This window comes from Loktanella sp. DJP18, assembly GCF_049310965.1.
Taxonomy (GTDB): domain Bacteria; phylum Pseudomonadota; class Alphaproteobacteria; order Rhodobacterales; family Rhodobacteraceae; genus Loktanella.
In genome coordinates, this window is record NZ_JBMERN010000325.1 from 1 (window position 1) to 1,304 (window position 1,304).

Below are 1,304 nucleotides of genomic sequence, written 5' to 3' on the forward strand. Positions count from 1 at the left end.
GAGTTGCAGGCCTAACCTACCGATCGAGGAGATCACCCATGACCAAGGATATGATAGCAGAAACCATGGCGCTGAAGGCGCTTCTTTCAGAGACTGCCGACCACCAAATACTGGCCGAGATGCTGGGTTTCGTTGCCGACCGGCTGATGTCGCTTGATGTGGACCAACTGTGCGGTGCCGGTGCGCATGAACGCCGTGCCGAGCGGGTGAACCAGCGGAATGGATATCGTGAGCGCCGGTGGGAAACCCGGGCCGGGACCGTCGATGTTCAGATTCCGAAGCTTCGGAAAGGATCATATTTTCCGGAGTTCCTGGAACCCCGTCGGGCCTCAGAAAAGGCAATGACGGCTGTGATCCAGGAAGCCTATATTCAGGGCGTCTCAACCCGCTCGGTCGATGATCTGGTGAAAGCGATGGGCATGACCGGCGTCTCCAAGAGCCAGGTCTCGCGCCTGTGCGTCGAGATCGACGAACGCGTTGAAGCCTTCCTCGAGAGGCCACTGGAGGGCGAATGGCCCTATCTCTGGCTGGATGCCACCTACATCAAAGTCAGACGCTCCGGACGCATTGTCAGTGTCGCTGCCATAGTGGCGGTGGCGGTCAATCTGGACGGGCGACGCGAGGTTCTGGGCGTCGCCATCCAGCCCAGCGAGGCGGAGGTGTTCTGGGATGAGTTCCTGCGTTCGCTGGCTGATCGCGGCCTGCGCGGCGTCAAGCTGATCATCGCTGATGAGCATAAAGGCCTAAAGGCCGCAGCCGCAAAGGTGTTAGGGGCTACGATCCAGCGTTGCAGGGTTCACTTCATGCGCAATGCTTTGGCCTGTGTTGGCAAGAAGGACCGTCCAATCGTCGCGGCGGCGCTCAGGACGGCATTTGACCAAGACACACAGGTCGCATCGAAGGAGCACTGGGCGAAGCTGATCGAGGCCTTTCGTCCACGTCACACCAAACTCGCCGAGCTGATGCTGCGCGCCGAAGACGACGTGCTGGCCTACAAGACTTTTCCGCAGGCTCATTGGCGACAAATCCACTCAACCAACCCGCTTGAACGCCTCAACAAAGAGATCAAGCGCCGCACCAATGTCGTTGGTATTTTCCCCAATGCGCCAGCCATCAGACGTCTCGTCGGTGCCTTGATGCTGGAGCAGAACGACGAATGGGCGGTCACGCGCCGTTACATGACTCTGGAAACCGTCGCCGCCGTCTGCGAAGATGGCACAATGGACCCGGCGCAAATCGCCGCCCTGTAAACCAGCTCAAGTCCGAGCCGGAGAACAAATTACACCACGCCCCGGGACACTATC

General features: G+C 59.4%; 1 protein-coding gene. It reads left to right on the plus strand.

Annotation, left to right across the window (positions count from 1 at the left end; translation table 11 throughout):
- Positions 1-50: 50 nt before the first annotated feature.
- Entirely contained in the window at positions 51-1,250 is a 1,200-nt protein-coding gene (locus tag ACOI1H_RS25635) for an IS256 family transposase (protein WP_422441151.1), read from the plus strand.
- Positions 1,251-1,304 lie beyond the last annotated feature (54 nt).